The sequence below is a fragment of the Paraburkholderia sp. TE9906 genome, assembly GCF_056279605.1.
In genome coordinates this window covers 1-19,090 of record NZ_JBWCCT010000021.1, presented here as the reverse complement: position 1 = coordinate 19,090, position 19,090 = coordinate 1, and the positions used below count along the sequence as shown (strand labels likewise).

Genomic DNA, 19,090 nt, shown 5'->3' with positions numbered 1-19,090 from the left:
TCTTCAAGGAGACCAGCAATGTCCGCTAACCCCGTGCCGTCGCCGGCGATGGTGAGAAAGGTGGTGATTGCCTCCGTTCTCGGCAATGCATTCGAGTGGTTCGACTTCGCGATCTACGGGCTGTTTGCGGCGACGATCGCGCGTCTGTATTTCCCGGCCGACAACCCGCTCGCCTCGCTGATGCTGACGTTGGCGACCTTCGGCATTGGCTTTGCCGTGCGCCCGCTCGGCGGTGTCCTGCTCGGTCTGTACGGCGACCGGGTTGGGCGCAAGAAGGCGCTGTCGGTCACCATCGTGTTGATGGCGGTCGGCACCGGCATGATCGGCCTGCTTCCGACCTATGCCGCGATCGGCGTCGGCGCGCCGATCCTGATGGTACTGGCGCGGATGATTCAGGGCATCTCGGCGGGCGGCGAATTCAGCGGTGCGACCACGATGCTGGTGGAGTTCGCGCCCGCTCACCGGCGCGGCTTCTTCGGCAGTTTCCAGATGTGCTCGCAGGCGCTGGCATTCTCGCTGGGCGCCGCAGTGGCGTACCTGCTCACCACCAAGCTCAGCGCGGCCCAACTGGAATCATGGGGCTGGCGCCTGCCGTTTCTGTTCGGCATCCTGATCGGTCCGGTGGGCTGGATCATCCGTTCGAAAGTCGATGAATCGCCGGAGTTTCTTGCCTATCGCCGCAGCGCCGTGAGCGCATCGGAGACGACCGCGCGCACGCCGTTGCGTGATCTCGTGCGCAAGTATCCGCGCGAGATGATCTCCAGCACCGGCATCTGCGTGGTCGGCACGGTCTCGGCGTACGTGTTCGTGTTCTTCCTGCCGATCTTCGCGAAGCAGCGCCTCGGTATCGCAACGGCGGATGCGAATCTCGCGACTTTTTTCGGAACGGCCGTCATCCTGCTGGTCTGTCCGCTCGCGGGCTACCTGTCCGACCGATACGGACGCAAGGCGGTGCTGCTGCCGGGGATGCTCGGCTATGGCGTGGCCGCGTGGTTCTTCTTCCATCACTTCATCGCCGCGCCGTCGTTCCAGTCGCTGTTGCTGCTGCAAGTGGGCGTCTCGTTCTTCATGAGCTTTATCTGGGCGCCCGTGCCGATCGTGTTGACGGAAGTGTTTCCCGTCGGCGTGCGCTCGACAGGCGCGGCGCTCACGTACAACCTGGCCGTGCTGCTGTTCGGCGGACTGGCGCCGTTCGTCAACACGTGGCTCGTCAAGGTGACGGGCAGCAATGCCGCGCCGCTGTACTACGTGTTGTTCAGTCTGTTGATCGGCGTGGTGAGCACGTTGCTGCTGCCGCAAACCGACGGCGGCAGGGTGCGTGCGCAGGCGGCTTCGCAGGCGCGTTAAAGGCGGCGTGGGCGCCGCTGCGCGGCGGCGTCGGCGCGGCGGCGGAATATGCCGCCTTGCGTCCGCAACGGCCGGACCCCGGCTCGCATCCATTGCACATGGGGCAGGAAACATAGGCACGGCGCCGAGAGGGATCCTGGAGTCGGACGTTTCGTCATCCTGACCACGAACTTGCAAAGGCTGAAGATCGCGACGAGACGAGGCGCGTGCCCACGCCAGACTATCGCCGCATTCGTCCACGCGCGATACTACGCGCGGGACTCGCGTGTGAAGCCGCCCAGCGTGCCGTATGAACGCCGTTGCAGGTGATAGCGGCTTGCACCGCACCGCATCGCGAGCAAACTCAACCGCTCTTTCTGCAAGGTAACGAGACGTGGCAAACTGGATTGATCGCGGTTTATCCGCAGACTGGCCTTATCCGCGCCTGGTCGCGCATCGCTGCGGCGGCACGCTGGCGCCGGAGAACACGCTGGCCGGTTTCGACGCGTGCGTGCGTTACGGCTATCGCATGGTCGAATTCGACGCAAAGCTGTCCGCCGACAACCAGCTCTTTCTGCTCCACGACGACAAGCTCGAGCGTACCACCAACGGCCACGGCGCCGCCGCCGAACACACGTGGCAGCAACTGGCCGCGCTCGACGCCGGCGCGTGGCACGGACCGCAATTCGCCGGCACGCGCTTGCCGACGCTCGCCGACGCGGCGCAGCGCTGCGCGCGCGACGGCATCGCCGCCAACATCGAGATCAAACCGTGTCCGGGCCGCGAGGTGCTCACCGGCACGCTGGTGGCAAAGGGCGCGCTGACGTTGTGGCAAGGACAGACGCCGCCGCTGCTGTCATCGTTTTCGTTCGAGGCGCTTGCCGCCGCCCGCGATGCCGCGCCGTCGCTGCAACGCGGGATGCTGTTCGAGGAGGTGCCGGCGGATTGGCTGCGCATCGTGCGTGAACTGGATTGCGTGTCGTTGCACGCGAGCCACCGCTATCTGAGCGAGCCGCTGGTCGCGCAGATTCGCGCGGCCGGGTTGCGTGTGCTGGCCTATACGGTGAACGACCCGGCGCGCGCGCAACTGCTTGCGCAATGGGGCGTCGACATGATTTGCACGGATCGCATCGACAAGCTGCAGCACGATATGTTGTTCGCACCGGCGAGTCCGGCCTGAGGGTGCGTTACGCGGGCGCCAGGGCGTGGGCGAAGCGGGAAGGCCGGCACACTCGCGCCGCGCAACCCCACGCGCACGCAAAAAAAGCCTACGGGTTTTCCCGCAAGCTTTGCCTCGACGGATTCCGGATTCCCCGACAGCCCTCGTCCGGATTTCCGGAATCCCGGACGTCGCTCGCGTTATTGAGATAAAAATCGCATAAGAATCAAGGCGCTAAGATTTATATCCGCCTGGCATCGACCTTGCACAACAAAGAGTGCGGCCGCAACGGTCCGACAACTAAAGCAAGGAGACAACGATGTCCGATTTCCCTCCCCGGTATTTCTGAATTCGTCGTCTTGTCGCGGCCTATTGCCGTGCACGGGCTGACGAATCTTCGTTCGCGTGATGCGCAGTGTGGCAGGCCTTGAGCTCATCTCCCCAAGCAGGAACCATCGTGAAGAAACCTTTCTATAAAGTGCTGTACGTCCAGGTGATCGTGGCGATCATCATCGGTATCGCACTCGGGCATTTCTACCCGAATCTCGCCGTCGACATGAAGCCGCTCGGCGACGGCTTCATCAAACTGATCAAGATGGTGATCGGGCCGATCATCTTCTGCACGGTGGTCACCGGCATCGCCGGCATGGAAGACATGAAGAAGGTCGGGCGCGTCGGCGGCAAGGCGCTGCTGTACTTCGAAATCGTCTCGACTTTCGCTCTCGTGCTCGGCCTGTTCGCCACCCACCTGCTGCGTCCGGGCGCCGGCTTCAACATCGACCCGGCCACGCTCGACGGCAAGGCGGTCGCCTCGTACGCCGCGAAGGCGCACGGCCAGACCACGGTCGACTTCCTGATGCACCTGATCCCGGACACGCTGTCGTCGGCGTTCGCGCAAGGCGAGATCCTGCAGATCCTGCTGATCGCGCTGCTGTTCGGCGCGGTGCTCGCGACGGCCGGTGAGAAGGGCAAGGTCGTGACGAGCTTCATCGAGGGCCTCTCGCACATCCTGTTCGGCATCGTGCGCATCATCACGAAGCTGGCGCCGATCGGCGCGTTCGGCGCGATGGCGTTCACCATCGGCAAGTATGGCATCGGCTCGCTGCTGCCGATGCTCAAGCTGATCGGCACGTTCTATCTGACCTCGATCGTGTTCGTGGTGGTCGTGCTCGGCATCATCGCGCGCTTCGTGGGCTTCAACATCCTGCGCTTCGTCGCGTACATCAAGGAAGAGATGCTGATCGTGCTCGGCACGAGCTCGTCCGAAGCCGCGCTGCCGCAACTGATGCTGAAGCTCGAAAAGCTCGGCTGCTCGCGCTCGGTGGTGGGCCTCGTGGTGCCGACCGGCTATTCGTTCAACCTCGACGGCACCAACATCTACATGACGATGGCCGTGCTGTTCATCGCCCAGGCGACCAACACCGAACTCACGTGGGCGCAACAGCTCACGCTGCTGGCGGTGACGATGCTGACCTCGAAGGGCGCAAGCGGCGTGACGGGCGCAGGCTTCATCACGCTGGCCGCGACGCTGGCGGTGGTGCCGACCATTCCGCTGTCGGGCATGGTGCTGATTCTCGGCATCGACCGCTTCATGAGCGAATGCCGCGCGCTGACCAACATCGTCGGCAACGGCGTGGCGACGGTCGTGGTGTCGGCATGGGAAAAAGAGCTGGACCGCAACAAGCTGAATGCCGCGTTGCGCGGCGACGTGGCGGTCAAAGAACCGGCCGGCGTTTAAGCCGCGCGCAGGTTCTGACTTCACCATAACGGCTGCGGACACCCGCGTATGAAACCGGGTGCTCCGCGCCGATCCACCGCGCCCCCGCATCGCGAAGCTGGCGACGGCGGCGCGGCGCCTTATGCCACAATGTCCGATCCTGACCGATCGGACATTGCCAACGTGACGCGTCGCCTGTTGATCCTCTTCGCGCTCGTTGCCGGGCTCGTGGCGGCGTGTGCACTGACCTACAGCATCGCGTGGCAAAGCGGCATCGACACCCTGCGGCGCAACGCCGCCGTGCGTGCCGAGCGCACCGCCAGCGCGCTGAAGAGCACGCTCGAACGTTACGAGTCGCTGCCCTATCTGCTCGCCGAGCATCCCATCGTGCAGGACGTGCTGGTCGATCCCAGTCCCGCCAACGTCAAACGCGCGAACCTCTATCTCGAAGACCTCAACCGCCACGCGCGAGCGACGGTCACGTACATCATTCCGCTCGACGGCTACTGCGTCGCCGCCAGCAACTGGCGCGGGCCGGGCAGTTTCATCGGCGCGGGCTATCAGTTCCGGCCGTATTTTCTCGATGCGGTCAACGGCGGCGTGGGCCGCTTCTTCGGCATCGGCACGATTTCGCAGGCGCCGGGCTATTACATCTCGCAACCGGTGCGGCGCGACGGCAAGATCGTCGGCGTGGCGGTCGTCAAACTCGATCTCGAATGGTTTCAGGGCGCGGATGCGTCCGAGCCGCTCGTCGTCACCGACGATCACGGCGTGATCTTTCTGTCCTCGGTGCCGGCGTGGAAATATCATACGATCCGGCCGATATCGGGACCGGTCGCCGATTCGATCTACCAGGCGCGGCAGTACGCACAGCAGACCATCGCGCCGCTGCCGTTGACGATCGAGCGCACGCTCGAAGGCCATGCGCAGATCGTGCGCATCGGCGGCGGCCGGTATGCGCCGCGCTATCTTGCATCGCGCCGCAGCATGGGCATCCCCGACTGGCATCTGATCACGATGTCGCCCGTCGATCCGGTCGATGCCGACGCGCGCAATGCGACCATCGTCACCGGCTTCGGCTACATCTCCATCGTGTTGCTCGCGTTCTACTGGCGCATGCGCCGCGCCCGCGTGCGCGAGATGATGCGCAGCCGCACGCTGCTGCAAAAGGCCTACGCCGAACTGAACCAGCGGGTCGCCGAACGCACGGTGGATCTGTCGCAGGCGAACGAACAGCTGCAGAAGGAAGTGACCGAGCGCACGCGCGCCGAGCAGGAACTGCGCGCCGCGCACGACGAGTTGATTCAGGCGAGCAAGCTCGCCGCACTCGGGCAGATGGCGGCCGGCATCACGCATGAACTGAATCAGCCGCTCGCCGCGTTGCGCAGTTTCTCGGACAACACGCGCGTGCTGCTCGAACGCGGCGACCAGGCGTCGGCGCGCGAGAATCTCGAAGCGATCGCGGCCCTCACCGAGCGCATGGGCAAGATCACCAATCAGTTGAAGCTGTTCGTCGGACGGGCGCGGCCGCGCAATGCGCGCGCGCCGGTCATGCGTGCGCTGCGCAATGTCGTCGGACTGCTGCAGAAGCGCTTGCAGGGCGTCGAAGTGGCGTTCACGCTGGTCGATGCGGCGAGCGGCGCGCGCACGCCGCTCAGTCTCGCCGACGACCATCCCGAGCTGATCGCGCATTGCGACGACCTGCGGCTCGAACAGGTGCTGATCAACCTGCTCGGCAATGCGCTCGACGCGACTGCCGGCATGAGCGCGCCGCGCATCGCGATCGAGATCGAAGTCGCCGAGGCGAACCTGTCGTTCATGGTGAGCGACAACGGCCCCGGCATTCCCGATGACGTGCTGCCGCGTCTGTTCGAACCGTTCTTCACGACCAAGGAGATGGGGCAGGGGCTGGGACTCGGGCTGGCGATCTCGTCGTCGATCGCGCGCGATTGCGGCGGCACGCTGGTCGCGCGCAACGCGCCGGACGGCGGTGCATTATTCGTGTTGACGCTGCGCCGCGCGCGCGTGCAGACGAACCACCCGGCGGACCCGCTGACCACGGGTTCCTGAATCAAGATGGAAACGCGATGCTGAACCACGGCCTGCAAGTGCTGTATATCGAAGACGACGAACTGGTGCGCCGCGCCAGCGTGCAGAGCTTGCAACTGGCGGGCTTCGACGTGGTCGGCCATGCGTCGGTGGAAGCCGCGGCGAAAATGATCAACGCGGATTTCTCCGGCGTGATCGTCAGCGATATTCGGCTGCCAGGCGCGAGCGGGCTCGATCTGCTCGCCCAGTGCCACGAGCGCGCGCCCGACGTGCCGGTGATCCTGGTCACCGGCCACGGCGATATTTCGATGGCCGTGCAGGCGATGCGCGACGGCGCGTATGACTTCATCGAAAAGCCATTCGCGTCCGAGCGCCTGATCGAAACCGTGCGGCGCGCGCTGGAGCGCCGCAAGCTGTTGCTGGAGAATCTCGCGCTGCGCCGTGAACTGGCGGAGCAGAACTCGGTGGCGCCGCGGATCATCGGCCGCAGTCCCGCGATCGAACAGGTGCGGCGGCTGATCGCCAACATCGCGCCGACCGACGCGTCGGTGCTGATCAATGGCGATACCGGCGCGGGCAAGGAGTTGATCGCGCGCAGTCTGCACGAGCTGTCGCCGCGGCGCGACAAGCCGTTTATCGCGGTGAACTGCGGCGCGCTGCCGGAGCCGATGTTCGAGTCGGAGATGTTCGGCTACGAACCGGGCGCCTTCACCGGCGCGGCGAAACGGCGAATCGGCAAGCTCGAACATGCGTCGGGCGGCACGCTGTTTCTCGACGAGATCGAGAGCATGCCGCTCGCGTTGCAGGTCAAGCTGCTGCGCGTGCTGCAGGACGGCGTGCTGGAACGGCTCGGCTCGAATCAGCCGATCCGCGTGAATTGCCGCGTGGTCGCCGCGGCGAAGGGCGACATGGCCGAGCACGTCGCGGATGGCTCGTTCCGGCGCGATTTGCTGTACCGGCTGAACGTGGTGACGATCGCGCTGCCGCCGTTGGGCGAGCGTCGCGAGGACATCGTGCCGCTCTTCGAACACTTCCTGCTGGATGCGGCAGTGCGCTACCAGCGTCCTGCGCCGATCCTCACCGATCGCCAGCGCGCGAGCCTGATGCAGCGCGACTGGCCGGGCAACGTGCGAGAACTGCGCAATGCCGCCGACCGCTTCGTGCTCGGCGTCGCAGAAGACCCGGTCATGTCTTTCACTGACGACACCGCGGCCACACAGCCGTTGAAGGAGCGCGTCGAGCAATTCGAACGGGCGATGATCGCGCAAGCGTTGGAGCAGGCCGGTGGCGTTGTCGCGGTGGCGGCGGACAAGCTGCAGCTCGGCAAGGCCACGCTCTACGAGAAGATCAAACGGTATGGCCTGGCGGCCAAAGGGGAAGGGGAGCGGTAAGGAACGGCGCCAGCGGCAAGGCGCGGCCGGCGCGTTTGGATCGGATCGACTCGGATCGAGTCGGGGTGAAGGACGTTACGCCTTCAGCGCCTTTTCCAGCAACTGGTCGAGTTCCGCGAACTGGGGCTCGCCGACATAGCGCTTCAGAATCTTGCCGTCCTTGTCGATCAGGAACGTGGTGGGCGTGAGTTGCACGTTGCCGAACTGCCTGGCGGCCGAGCCGTCGTCCATGGCAACCTTGAACGGCAACTGGCGGGTTTGCGTGTAGTTGGTCACGTACATCGGCGCGTCATAGTTCATGGCAACCGCGACGAATTCGAGGCCCCGGCCCTTGAAGCGGTTATAGGTCTCGACCATCTGCGGCATTTCCTTCATGCAGGTATCGCAGTTCGTCGCCCAGAAGTTGACGAGATACACCTTGCCTTTCAGGTCGGCGGTCGTGACCTTCTGGCCGGACAGCAGGGTGAAGGTCGCATCGGGCACGCGCTGCTGACCCGCAAACGCGAAGTAGCCCGCGACAGCCAGCACGATCGCCACGGCGGCTGCGATGATGTAGCGCAGTGGGCTCGTGCGCCGGGCGGCGGAAGATGGGTTGGAGCTCATGAACGGAACCTCGAGAGTCGCGCGGAACGCGCGGGCCAGTGGGTCGATTGGGCGTTGGGCCGGTGCTGAACAGCGTCGCTATTGTAGCCCCATTCCGTTGGCGCGGCAGGACGCGGGGCGGCAGCGGATAATAGGGTTTTTCCGTTCCGGTCGGTCCGATCTTCAGTCCCCATGTTCCGAACTGCCTTTTGCGTTAGCCGTTTTCTCGCCCGAATTCCTTCCTGCTTTTCTTTCGGTAGCCGTTTCCGAAGCGGCCTGGCGGCCGATGACAACCGGCCGGCCGGCGCTCCGGACGCTTCCTGGCGCCAGCCGCGCGGGCGTGCGCTGGTCGCTACGACCACTTCCGCGCTGGTGCTCGGCGTCACGTTGACCGCCTGCTCGCCGACCTTCGACTGGCGCACCATCATGAACAACGACAACGGCTACACCGTCGACTTCCCCGCCAAGCCGGGCAACGATCAGCGGCCGGTGCAGATCGGCGGCACGGCGATGCCGATGGCGATGCAAACGGCCGAAGCCGGCAACGCGGTATTCGCGGTCGGCACCGTGTTGCTGCCCGACGACCAGGAAGCCACGCAGCGTGCCGCGCTGGCTTTCCTGCGCGACGGCCTCGCTCGCAACGTCGGTGCGGCTCCCGACGCGCACGCGGTGCAAATCCCGCTCGCCGCGGGCGGCCAGGTGCTCGGCCTCGAAATGAAGCTCAGTGGCGAGGCGGGCTCGCAGCACGAGATGCGCTCGGTCTACGCGCGGCTGGCGGCGCGCGGGCGCCACGTTTATCAGGCGGCGATCATCGCTGACAAACCGCTGCAGCCGGAGCAGGTCGATCAGTTTTTTTCGTCGTTCAAACTCTATTGAGGCCGGTATTTTTGGCCGAACGGGCGCGCGAAGGAGCGACGTACAGAGTGAAAGTTCCTTCGCAGCATCGCGCGCTAATTCCCGGTTTACGTTGAAGTTTTCCCCATGCCCCGCGCTCCTGTGGATAACTCTGTTGAGAACTCGTCGGTATTTGCCGCAGATGCCCGTCCCGTGGGCATTCTGTCAGTTCTCGCTAGCTTCATGCATTTTAGAAAAGTCAATTAAATCAAGAGGTTCGGAGGGAGCCCTTCGACGCGGCTTTCAGATGTATCAAAATCTATCCGAAGTGCGCATGTGTGCATAAGTCAAGTCTTGACAGCATATTTTTCTCCTCATAACGAGCCCAAAGCCCGTCGATACTGAATGGCTTCCGCGATCTGCGCAGCGCTCGGCATCGCCGCGCCGGCGAGGTCGGCGATGCTGCGCGCGACCTTCAGCACCCGATAGTAAGCACGCGCTGACCAACGGAAGCGCTCGCCGGCTTCGCGCAGCAGCGCTTCGCCCGCCGTGTCGGGGCGGCAGACCTCGTCCACTTCCCGGCCGCCGAGCTCGCGGTTGGTCTTGCCTTGCCGCAGCAATTGCCGCTCGCGTGCTGCGCATACCCGTCGCGCGATAGCCGCGCTCGCTTCGCCAACTGTCGCCGAACGGGCCGCCAGTTCGGACGGCGTAAGCGCCGGTATCTCAAGCTGAATGTCGATTCGATCGAGCAAGGGGCCGGACAGCTTGCGCAAGTAGCGCGCCGCGATCTCCGGCGTGCAGCGACAGCGCCCGCCAGGATCGCCGCGCCATCCGCAGGGACACGGGTTCATTGCAGCGATCAACTGGCAGGCCGCCGGGAAATCCGCTTGCAAGGCGGCCCGCGAGATCGTGATGCGGCCGGCTTCGAGCGGCTCGCGCAGCGTTTCGAGGACGTCGCGACTGAATTCGGGCAATTCGTCCAGAAACAGTACGCCCAGGTGCGCCAGCGTGATCTCGCCGGGCTGCGGCGGATTGCGCCCGCCGACCAGCGCCGCCGCGCTCGACGAATGATGGGGCGCGCGAAACGGCCGCTGCCGCCACTGCGCCGCGGTGAAGCCCGCCCGGCTGGCGGACAGCAATGCGGCGGAGCTGAGCGCTTCGTCGTCGGTCATTGGCGGCAGCAGGCCCGGCAGGCGGGCGGCGAGCATCGATTTGCCCGCGCCGGGCGGCCCGATCAGCAACACATGATGCCCGCCGGCCGCAGCGACTTCGAGGGCCCGGCGCGCACCGCGCTGGCCGATCACGTCGGCCATGTCGGGCACGGCAGCGGGCGGGCATTTCGCGAGGTCGGGCGCGGGGGCAGGGGTGAGCCGCGCGTCGGGCGCTCCGGCGAGGTGGGCGCAGAGTGACGGCAGATCGGCGGCGCCGTAGACATCGACGCCGGGCACGAGCGCGGCCTCGGCTGCGCTGGCGGCGGGAAGATAGAGCTGTGGAGTACGCTCCGGGACGAGCGGGGCTGCGGTTGGCTCGCCAGGGATCGTGGGAGACGAGAAGCCCCCGCCCTCCACACTGCGCTGGGCCGCACCGCTGCGCGCGGTCCCGCAAGCCATCGCGAAGGCGCCGCGCATTGGCCGCAGCGCACCGGTCAACGATAGCTCGCCGGCGAACTCGCGATACAGCAAGGATTCAACGGGAATCTGCCCGCTCGCCGCGAGGATGCCCAATGCGATCGGCAGGTCGAAGCGGCCAGATTCCTTCGGCAGATCGGCGGGGGCGAGATTGACGGTAACTGAAAATGTCGCCTTGAAATTGCTCTAGGTACAGCTACCCTTAAGGTAAGGCGAGAGCGGCTGGAGGTAGTCAGAGCGCTATGGGTAATGCAAATGCATCGGGAGAGCTAGCCTTTAACACAAGGTGCAGGGTCTTTGGTCAGACATATGCTCAAGTAATTCGGCTGAATGTCGATCCACTTCGACTTCCCGCAGTGTCGTGGGCATATGTAGCGCTTAGATCTTTAGCAAAGGTCTCAGAGACAGTTGCCCAGGAAAAGGGAGATGTTCGAGCATTTCACCACCTGGTCGAGATGGCCTGCTTCGCTCCTTCGACGAGGGAGTACCTGATCCGCCCGCTACCGGAGCTTGGTCGCTACGAAGTAGTTGCATGCTTTAAAGCGATGGAAGACCTCCTGGATTCGAATGGGGAAAAGGAATGGTCGGAGTCATACAAGGCGAGAACGTCTGGGCTATTCAGGAAATGGCTAACTAGACCGATCCAGGACACAATTCGCGAACCGATTGGCCTAGGTCGCATGTTGTTCCGGACAAGATTCGATCACCAGGGTAGCCACAGGCAGACACTAAGTGATCGGGTTGGGAAACTCGACGACGGAGTTTTGGCAAATCCACTCGGCGCCATGCCGCACGAGAACCTATCCAAGTTGCGGGAACGAGAAACGGAGCGCATGACGCGAGATATAACTCGACTCCGAGATGGTTGCCTTGATGAGCTTCGGTTTTGGGGAAACGTCCGAAAGCAGATGCTCAAGATTGCGCTCTACGCGCCAAGTGTCGAAGAGCTGAGTTTGACAAAACTCTTTTTGCTAGGAGCGAGTACCTGGAAGGAATTGCGGGCGTTGGAAGAATGCACAGATGAAGCGATCGTGGCGTCGATGGTGCGTCTCGCCAACGACGTAGATTTTCCCAGGCATCCGACACATAAACAACATCGCAAATCCAACATCAGCGAACGAATTATCGAATACCTCGGTATTCCTGAGTACCGGCTTGATAGCGTACGAACGCGGAATATTTTTTACTTGACGCGTTCTGCGCTGACAAAGGAGCTTGTGGTGGCGTTCTACCCGCTATTGATACACACGCGGTTTAATGCAGGTTCGCTGCGAGAAGTAATCCGGTCTTGGGTGACTGCCGAAAGTGGAATCTATACCTTAAAAGGATACAAATCCAAAAGTGATCAAGAAACTCCCCTCATAGACATTACAAGAGAAAGCCAAGCTGCGTATGAGGCGATAGAGTTGCTATTGTGGAATTTCGATCAATTGAAGCGATTTCGGCACATTGGTGAGCATGAGGGGCGGCTTTGGTTCGCGTGGGATCAAACCAGCAAGGAGCAGCTGTCTGCCCCGATCTCGAATTTCCAGAATGTGAAGAAGCTGCTACTGCATCGGCTGGGGATGGATTGGTTCTCGGATGATCAGGTGCGTACACATATGCTGGTCTTGGACCGCATCAAAGGGGGAGCCAGTGTTCAGTCTCTGAGAGACAGGGCTGGTCATAAGACCGAAAGCACGACTTCGATCTATTTCATGAATATTGCTTCAATGCGGCACAGTAGCTCGATCAATCTGGAATTTCAACGAAGAATCGATTCAACTATCAAGTTTGAGCTTTCAAACGAGCGAAGGTTCTTTGCCGATAAGTTCGACCCAAGGTACGTCGATAAGAATTTGCTCTTCCCGATTGGTGATGGGACAAGCTGCACGTCGCCCTTTGAACCGCCCGACCCAACTTGGCTCGTCAACGATATGTGTGATGCAAAAAATTGCCACGCGGGTATAGGGTGCCCGAGAAACCAAATCGTTCTTGGAAAGCAGCGGGTGATGGAGGTCTGGACAACTTCTTTTTATTATGCGGCGAGCTGGAAACGACTTTTGGCTGAAAACGAGGATGCGTTTCAGAAATGGCATGGGCCATCAATGATCTTCAATCTCGCTCTAAAGAAATACATCAGAGACAGCAGTTATTGGCCGCTCGTTGAGCCAATCGTGAGGTCTTATGAAAAAAAAGGCACAACCTGACGTATTCAATGGAATCGAGTTGGAAGCGGAGCAGCGCTTCTCTCCAGATGTCCTGAATCGTGGACTTCTCAGCGACGATCTCTCCATTACCAAGAATTGGGTCATCCGTATCAAGCGAGCGGAGGCTCGCCGTGAGGAGGAGCAGTACAAAGAAGTCGATCTTCGGAAAATCCCTCTGCCGCCTAATGGGCTCTATACCGAGCCGCTGTCGCTGGCTCAAAGACCGGATCTTGTAGCCGCGCTACTATACGCGATCGATGTATTCATGGCGCGCTCTACAAAAAGTGTTGGGCGAACAAGGCGAGTTGTTGGTTACATCAATGACATAGTATTGTACTACGAGGCTCTCTGGCTGAGGGACATTACTACGGTTGATGCAATGAGGCCGGAGTATTTCGCTGATATCGCACGGGACCTCGGAACGGGATGGTGGCCGTCCGTATTGTCATTGTGTGACCGTGCGGAGGATGCTGGCATTGTGCTAAAGGACCTCGCAGACCCGGGGTCGGCAAAATGCGTCAGGGTCCGCTTGGCTACAAATTATTGGCACGCTCGAATCTACCTGAAGTCGTTTCTCGACGAAGAAGTGGGTGATCTGCTTGATCCAGATACGTCAGACGATCAAGAAAAGTCGAAGATAATCGAGAGTGAGTCACGCATTCTTTCCGATTCAGATACAAACGATGGAAAAAGCGACGAGATCGACACGTCCAAACGTAAGCTCTCGTCGAGCAGACTTGCGACCCTCTTCAGGACTATCAATTATCTTCATGAAGCAAAGGAAGGCTACGGACTGAGATTTTGCCCCTATCCTGACTGCTTCAAGCTTGCCGCCGACCTTGGGGCCCCTGCGGGGAGAACAAACAATCTAGCCATCGGTTTCGCGGGCAGACTGTTCCGTGTTTGCATGATATGGTTGTATGAGCGAACTCCTGCACTGCTGGCATTTCTTAAGAAAATTACTGAAGTGGTAGAGCGAAGTGCAGGTCGATCAGAGAAAACAATCACCGAAAAAAACGCTGAAGATTTGCTGAAATCGACGGAGTATAGCAACCTTTTTTCTGTACTCCCATTTCCATTGAACAGTCTTGATTCAAGATACAGGTCGTCGGGTCAATTTACATTTAGGAATGCTATTAAATGTGTATTGTCGGCATGTTTTATTCTTATTTCATTTATGAACGCGCGTAGAAAGGGTGAGGTGGTCGACAAAAAGATAGGTTTGATGTGTGGGGCACTCTCGGTGCACAGCGAGGAGCTTGGACTCTATCAGGTGGACTTCTATATTGAAAAAAGCTACCAGAGGCGATTGCCATATTACGTCAACGATACAACGTGCCTTGCTATTCGAACCCTTGAGGAGATGCAGAGATGTTTTCGTCGCGTAGACGAAGCGTGGGGCGCACCCTTTGCAAGAATTCCATATGAAGAGGTACCGCTCTTTTCATACAGAAGATTCAATGCAGTCCGTGGAATTGGGCTGGAGCCGAAATGGTTCAACTTCTCAGAGTACAGCAGAGAGCGGTACCGAATTGACTCAACAAACGTGATACGTGAAGCTGGTGGTGGAGATGACTATATCTTTGGTGAGACCCAAGTTTTCCGCAGAATGTACTGCCTTATTTTTTACTATCGATATGAAAATGCCGACATCATTGCTGTCGACCATCAGCTAGGTCATCAGGATCTAAGGAGCACAAGGGTGTATCTGACAGATCCTCTATCTAGGCAAGACACGGAGTCAATTTACGCATCCATACCGACCGAGGCCGAAGATCGACGGCGAGCCTTCATGGCTGAAGACGCTGATCTAGCAAAGGAGATGCAGTTGGTCGGAGAGATGAAGCTCGCGGAGGAAGTTTACGATGTGTTGGCCGGCAAGCCCTTTTCTGGTGGATTCGCGAAATATTTGAGGCGGCTGCAGGTCCGATTCTCCGCGCTGACATCATTCGAGCACGCCGACGTCAATGACGCGGTGTTTCAGTCGGTCAAACGCAGGGGCCACTTCCCACGTCCTCTTCCACACGGCGAGTGCATGCTTGGTTCGGCACCGTCAGGAAGCGCGGCGCACTGCTATTCTCGGACGGACAATACCACGCACTTTGAGCGCGCCAGTCCCACGCTATGCGACCGATGTCGCCATCACCTTTCCAAGGCTGCATATCTTCAGAATCTTCGCGCCGATGAGGCCCGACTGCAACAAGAAATCACTGGTGCTCGCTATGACGGCTTTGTTCTCGAACGCAAGCGCAGTGAGTTGTCGTCACTTAGCGCAGCGATAGCGCTCCTGAGCGCGCGTCTAGGAGGCGACATTGAAACGCAAGGATAGCGCTTTGACTCCTAGCGCCGGTCGAAAACCATCGTCTGCTTTCGTCGCCGAAGAAGTCGCCAGGGAGAATATTCGCACAAAGATCGAATTGCTTGAGCGCTTAATATTGCGATGCGAAAAGGATGACTCGGTACTCCAACGGGTGCGTGTTCTAGCGATGGCAGAAGACGTGGTTCATATTCCTAGCTCCCTTCGTCAATTCCAACTTTGGTGTGACGCCAAAGCGCTCTGTGAGTTGACGGACGAAGTCGCTCTTTCAATCAGGAGGGTTGGAAACGGGACATTGTCGCGCCATCTTGAACTCAAGGTTCGAGTGGAACGTGCAGTGACGGCGACACGTCAGATACGGACCTTGGCTCATTCTAATCAAGGAAACGAAGATGTAAAGCGACCGATAAGGGCGCTCAGGGAGGCTCGCAGACAAGTTGATGTATTGGAGAATGAACTGCTTGCCATGAGGATGGAGATGAACGCACTCATCCGCGAGCGCGACGATATGAAGCAGATGTACGAAAATCAGAAGCGCCGATTCCAGGAGGAGTTGACGATGGCCCGACACCAGGGAGGGGAAGTTCATGACGCGAAGATATCTCGACTCAGGAAGCTACCCGACAAGTCACGATGACTTTGAGTCTGCCACGAAGTTAGTTATAAAGTTCATCGATGGTAAGGCTTACGTCGTGGCTTATGACTTACGAACCGCCGAGATTGTCTGGAGCTTGGTTAATTATGCGATTTTTCTTTCGCAAGTACTTCTCTATGAACCATCCACCGTCGATTCAGCGCTTCGGGCGGTGACTGCGTATCGAAACTTTCTTGCGCGAAGATCTGTGCTCGACGGGCAGAAACAGGCATACGAATTTCATGAATCTACGGATGCCCGTATCATCCAGTTTCGTGAGGAAGAGGTTCGTCGGGTACTCGCTCGTGCAAGCTCAAATCATGAGATCTATGCCGCAAAGCGCACAGTCAATGGCAAGCTGATCCAGATCTACCATTTTCTTAACTGGTATCAGGTGACTAGCGGGTTCGATGGCTTCTTCGGAGGTTCGGACGGTACTGTGACAACCTCTCTGAAGCCTGAAGATGTGAGGATGCGAGAATCAAAATTGGAAAATGTATCAATATACTCGCGCTACCCATTGCTAAACAGGCATGTCGGGCAAGGCTCACGACAGTCCCGGGGATATGAGGCGACGAACGAGGACAGGGAGCGTATCAGGCATTACTTTCTTGAGAATTTCACAAGCTATGTGGCCATCAGAAATATTCTGATGATGGATATTGCTGACCAGATTGGGTGGCGACGGGCTGCCATTAATTCGTTGTCTTGCGAGCAGTTTTCGGCAGAGTCACTGAAAAAAATGCCCAGCCGCGGTCTTCCGTGCGTGCCGGCAAAGCAAAAGAACGGCTATCTCGACTCGTTTTATGTTCCGCCGGACTTGACCTGTAGGATCGCAGCATTCATCAATGATACTAGGGAGCAACTCGTCAAAGAGATGGGTTGGTATCACATTTCCAAGACCGGATCTGTGTTTATTTCCGCGAGGGATGGTAAGCCGCTCACAGACAAGGCGATTTCCAAGATATTCGGTTGCGCGTTTGCTTCGCTTGGCGAGCGAAAAAGGGCGGCACTGCATTGTTTCAGAACGAAATTCGCAAATGATGCTATTGCGGCAGAGACGCGGGCGAGAGTTGCGCTGGGTCTCGATACAAGTTCGGAATCCGTATCGGCCGCGGTTTCTCAAGATCTCGGCCATCGCAACCCGATGTCGATTCAGTCATACGTAAGTGCGAATCAGACCCGATTGGCCAGTCGTAAGAGAGATCCCTAGTCGACCGTAATGTAGGGTTGCGGGAAGAAGGAAAGATCAACCAGCCACGACGAGACTTGAGAAATTTCTGGGATAGCCGATTTCAATCCACGCGCTCGATACGTAATTTCGGTTGATTGTTCACAACGTTAGAAGGGTTGGAGCCGAGTCTGCCACTCGACGAGGAGGGTTCGAAGCCCGGAAATGGGGTGCCGTCAATAAAGGGATTTTTTCGTACGCCAAGCGCCCAGGGCGTGCGTCCCGAGCCTCGCTGATCGACCCGCTCCGGACCTTCGATTTGCTTCAGAGCGGCCGTTCAGCGCCGAAAGCGCCGGCGCTATCTAGCATCCTGACCCACGCATCGGATTCACCGATTTTTCAAACAGTGAATCGACATAGTCGCCAAGCTCGGGCATTGGCTTCACTCCTACCCGGACGAAGCCAAGCGATTCATAGTAGGCACAGGGCTTGGTGTTTCTCGCGTCGCAGCCGAGCCGAACATAACGTCGGTTCAGAATGCTGACTTGGTCGGCGCACCAATCGATAATGAAGCTGCCAAGTCCACGGCCGTTGAAGCCCTTTCTCACGGAAAGTCCATGCACATAGCCGGCGATTGGTTCTTGAGGTCCCCAGTACGCTTCAGCATCCCAATCCAGAGAAAACGTCCCCACCGGCATGCAGTCGTGTTCGACAACATACACCGCTCTTCGCGAGAGACTGTTCAGCACCCACCTTTCGGAAAAGCCGTCGCCGTCCTTGCCCCATGCATAATCGTCGTGGGCCACCTTGTTCGCATGCGCGTCGTTTCGGATCAGCGTAATAGCCTGCACGTCATCTGCTGTTGCGCGGCGGATGCTTCTTGAGGTCATCGCTTGTAGCTCCGTTCGTTGTAGCGTTTGTCATCGCGTTTGTCATCTCGATCGCCGCGGAGATCCACGCCCCGATTGTTAACGGTCTGGTCCGTATGGCGAACGGCGGAAACTGGGCCGGCCTGCGCCTAACGGATGTAACGCGAATGAATCGGAAGCCGCCATGCTTTCCCCGTCAGCGGTCAATCACACGGTGTCGGGACGGCGTACTCAGCTCTAAATCAACTCGGCGACGCGTACGATAATCAGCGCGGCCGGTATGTGCACACATGGTCCCGAGAACACGCGCTCCAGCAAGGGTGGTGATAGCTCGCCGAAAGCTATTCTCGGAGATCCGGCCTTCGATCACGTCGTCCGTCATGACGGAAACCTGCGGGTCGATGACCACTGCTAACACCACGGTCGCAAAGCCATTAATCACCGACGATAGATTCGCGCACGTCACGCGCAAATCTGGCTTCAGATATCCAGCGTAGAGCGACGCGAAAACTCCGACAGTCCAGATGGCCATCGCAAAGACGTTGAGAGCTATCACCGTACCCGAGACCCCGGCACCGCTCGCTAGCTGGGAGATGTTTTGGCGTGACGGAACCCGCGCACCGTCCCGCAGATAGTTGATGCCGCCACGGCTGAAAATGTGGAGCACGAGGCGCGGCAATGAACGTTTGGCCTGAAAGTGCTCGACAGCACGGCTGAAGTATCGCTGAAACGTTGGGATCAGCAGTGCGCCGACTACGCTCGCCGCAGTGGCTGTAATCAGGAAGAGACGAAAATCACCGAGCAAGCCACCCTCAAGATGCTGGGCGATATCAAGCTCTGCGCGCTTAGCTATGAATGGCCCTTGAAAGGAGTTCGCCGTTCGGGAGACAAGGGCGATGATTCCGAACAGAGAGAACGACACAGCGATACGTCGCGTGCGGACGCCAGCGATCCGTACCGCGTAGGCCAACGTCGCGATAACGTGGATTACGAATGTAAGTCCGCAGATGATGAAAAGCTGGGTGTCCATGCTATCGCGACGAGGTTGGGCAAGGGTCCGAGTCTACCGGAGCGCCGTTGCCGTTTCGATTGTCACCAAACTGACGGTCGATACCGAGCGTCCGGAACTGGCCGAGCCTGTGTGAAAACGCACTCATCGCCTAAACTGAATCAACTCATTGAGACCGGGTGACTCATGAAGCGATTCGTTGAAGGCGATGACCG

At 59.6% G+C, this 19,090-nt stretch carries 13 protein-coding genes and 1 pseudogene; 10 read left to right on the top strand and 4 right to left on the bottom strand.

Translation table 11 applies throughout. The features are described from left to right. Positions 1–18: 18 nt before the first annotated feature. From ACZ9H4_RS34135 to ACZ9H4_RS34115, 5 genes are all read left to right on the top strand, one after another. Complete coding sequence (locus tag ACZ9H4_RS34135) at positions 19–1,347, top strand: MFS transporter (protein WP_408145558.1); 1,329 nt, start codon at positions 19–21, stop codon at positions 1,345–1,347. A gap of 373 nt (positions 1,348–1,720) precedes the next feature. Further along, positions 1,721–2,506 (top strand): glycerophosphodiester phosphodiesterase, encoded by a 786-nt coding sequence (ugpQ, locus tag ACZ9H4_RS34130; protein ID WP_476122571.1) that lies wholly within the window; start codon positions 1,721–1,723, stop codon positions 2,504–2,506. A gap of 436 nt (positions 2,507–2,942) precedes the next feature. Continuing rightward, the gene (locus ACZ9H4_RS34125) at positions 2,943–4,223 is read left to right on the top strand and encodes a dicarboxylate/amino acid:cation symporter (protein ID WP_408145562.1); all 1,281 of its coding nucleotides are present in this window, start codon (positions 2,943–2,945) and stop codon (positions 4,221–4,223) included. Positions 4,224–4,271: 48 nt separating this feature from the next. Then, complete coding sequence (locus tag ACZ9H4_RS34120; RefSeq protein WP_408157460.1) at positions 4,272–6,272, top strand: sensor histidine kinase; 2,001 nt, start codon at positions 4,272–4,274, stop codon at positions 6,270–6,272. Between the two features lie 17 nt (positions 6,273–6,289). Continuing rightward, the gene (locus ACZ9H4_RS34115; RefSeq protein ID WP_408145566.1) at positions 6,290–7,642 is read left to right on the top strand and encodes a sigma-54-dependent transcriptional regulator; all 1,353 of its coding nucleotides are present in this window, start codon (positions 6,290–6,292) and stop codon (positions 7,640–7,642) included. 75 nt (positions 7,643–7,717) lie between these two features. Here ACZ9H4_RS34115 and ACZ9H4_RS34110 read toward each other — a convergent pair whose 3' ends face one another. Next, positions 7,718–8,245 carry a peroxiredoxin family protein gene (locus ACZ9H4_RS34110; RefSeq protein WP_408145568.1) on the bottom strand — a complete coding sequence of 176 codons (528 nt, stop codon included), beginning with the start codon at positions 8,243–8,245 and terminating at the stop codon, positions 7,718–7,720. A 405-nt stretch (positions 8,246–8,650) separates the two neighbouring features. On the opposite strand from ACZ9H4_RS34110, the gene ACZ9H4_RS34105 reads away from it, so the two are divergent. After that, positions 8,651–9,100 carry a hypothetical protein gene (locus ACZ9H4_RS34105; RefSeq protein ID WP_476122570.1) on the top strand — a complete coding sequence of 150 codons (450 nt, stop codon included), beginning with the start codon at positions 8,651–8,653 and terminating at the stop codon, positions 9,098–9,100. Between the two features lie 332 nt (positions 9,101–9,432). Here the strand turns inward: ACZ9H4_RS34105 and ACZ9H4_RS34100 are convergent, their stop codons facing one another. Further along, a complete protein-coding gene (locus ACZ9H4_RS34100; protein ID WP_476122636.1) occupies positions 9,433–10,794 on the bottom strand; it encodes a YifB family Mg chelatase-like AAA ATPase in 1,362 nt (453 codons plus the stop codon). An 800-nt stretch (positions 10,795–11,594) separates the two neighbouring features. Between ACZ9H4_RS34100 and ACZ9H4_RS34095 the strand changes: the two genes are divergently transcribed. From ACZ9H4_RS34095 to ACZ9H4_RS34080, 4 genes are read left to right on the top strand one after another with little or no spacing between them, the layout of a single operon-like run. Beyond that, entirely contained in the window at positions 11,595–12,875 is a 1,281-nt protein-coding gene (locus tag ACZ9H4_RS34095; protein WP_476122569.1) for a hypothetical protein, read from the top strand. Beyond that, complete coding sequence (locus ACZ9H4_RS34090; RefSeq protein ID WP_476122568.1) at positions 12,853–15,204, top strand: hypothetical protein; 2,352 nt, start codon at positions 12,853–12,855, stop codon at positions 15,202–15,204. Before ACZ9H4_RS34095 ends, ACZ9H4_RS34090 begins: the two co-directional genes overlap by 23 nt. Continuing rightward, positions 15,188–15,829, top strand: a complete 642-nt coding sequence (locus ACZ9H4_RS34085; protein WP_476122567.1) for a hypothetical protein — start codon at positions 15,188–15,190, stop codon at positions 15,827–15,829. Before ACZ9H4_RS34090 ends, ACZ9H4_RS34085 begins: the two co-directional genes overlap by 17 nt. Then, positions 15,780–17,039 (top strand): hypothetical protein, encoded by a 1,260-nt coding sequence (locus tag ACZ9H4_RS34080; protein ID WP_476122566.1) that lies wholly within the window; start codon positions 15,780–15,782, stop codon positions 17,037–17,039. Before ACZ9H4_RS34085 ends, ACZ9H4_RS34080 begins: the two co-directional genes overlap by 50 nt. 320 nt (positions 17,040–17,359) lie before the next feature. On the opposite strand, the gene ACZ9H4_RS34075 is transcribed toward ACZ9H4_RS34080, so the two are convergent. Beyond that, a complete protein-coding gene (locus ACZ9H4_RS34075; protein ID WP_476122565.1) occupies positions 17,360–17,887 on the bottom strand; it encodes an N-acetyltransferase family protein in 528 nt (175 codons plus the stop codon). A gap of 216 nt (positions 17,888–18,103) precedes the next feature. Then, a pseudogene (locus ACZ9H4_RS34070) lies at positions 18,104–18,896 on the bottom strand (lipid II flippase Amj family protein). Positions 18,897–19,090: the final 194 nt, after the last annotated feature.